Genomic DNA, 1,172 nt, shown 5'->3' with positions numbered 1-1,172 from the left:
CTAATATGAGGATATAAAATGAAAGTCATTTCTTTACTAGCTAATTGTTCAGTTGTTTCTGTAGATAGTAATATTTTAATTAAAAATTCAGAAGGACAAACAATTAAGCTTGAACCAGGGATGGAACTTCATAGGGGTGATATTTTGTTGCTGCCTGATGATTCTAATGTTGTATTACATTCGAATAATCAGTCTGTAAAAATTACAAATACTGACGGCTTTATTCAGCATGTTTCAACTGGTGCTGCAACTCAGAATGTTGCGATTTACCAGCAGTTCACATTTGATGGTGTAAACGAGCATCATCAACCTACTAATGCACAGGATAGTGTTTTTTCTGATACCTCCGTTGATCCAGAGGTAGCTGCGCTACAACAAATTATTCTTGGCGACCAAGATCCGACAAAACAGTTTAAAGCGCCTTCTGCGGGTCCATCTACCATTACAAGTTCCTCTATTGATGGTTATGAGCTTATTGATTATGACAATGATCAAATGCTTGCAAAGGCTGGTTTTGATACTGCTTATATTCCAAGTGAACATCGTGATCGTCATGACGACTCATATCCTCAATTACATAAAGCATTAACTGCAGTAATTACTATCGACACTATTGCGCAAGATGACATTGTCGATGCCACTGAATCTCACCAAAAACAAACCATCACAGGTACTGTGGGTGGCGATGTGAAGGTGGGTGATACGGTAGAAGTCACCCTTGATGGCAAATCACTCGGCACAACTAAAGTCGTGCAAGGTGCGCATGGTTTAGTGTGGTCACTGGACGGTGTTGATGGCAAAACCTTACTAACAGCACCCACCGATAAAGTGGAAGCAACGGTTTCGACTGAAGATAAAGCAGGTAATACGGCAACAGCTCATGCAACGCACGATTACTCTGTAAAAGTCGAAGCAGCGATCACCATTAATCCAATTACTGGCGATAACGTGATCACCCAAAAAGAAGGTCATGAGCCACAACTACCTATCACAGGTACGGTGGGTAAAGACGTTGAACCGGGTGATACCGTTACAGTTACTGTCAATGGTCACCAATACACGACGACAGTTACGTCAGATAAGACGTGGACAGTCGATGTGAAAGGCGACGATATCCTGCACGCAGATAAAGCGACAGCAACAGTCACCACCAGTTACGGTGTACCACATGA

Annotated in this window: 1 protein-coding gene; it reads left to right on the top strand. The window is 42.0% G+C overall.

What is annotated here, in order from left to right:
• Positions 1–18 precede the first annotated feature (18 nt).
• Positions 19–1,172, top strand: a 1,154-nt coding sequence (locus tag E5A76_RS13805) for a retention module-containing protein (protein WP_161119271.1), incomplete at its 3' end; no start/stop codon positions are given.

It is taken from the genome of Photobacterium lucens (assembly GCF_009873615.1).
In the GTDB taxonomy this organism is placed as follows: Bacteria; Pseudomonadota; Gammaproteobacteria; order Enterobacterales; family Vibrionaceae; genus Photobacterium; species Photobacterium lucens.
Note: the sequence above shows the minus strand (reverse complement) of the source record. Positions and strands in the feature narration are given on the sequence as shown.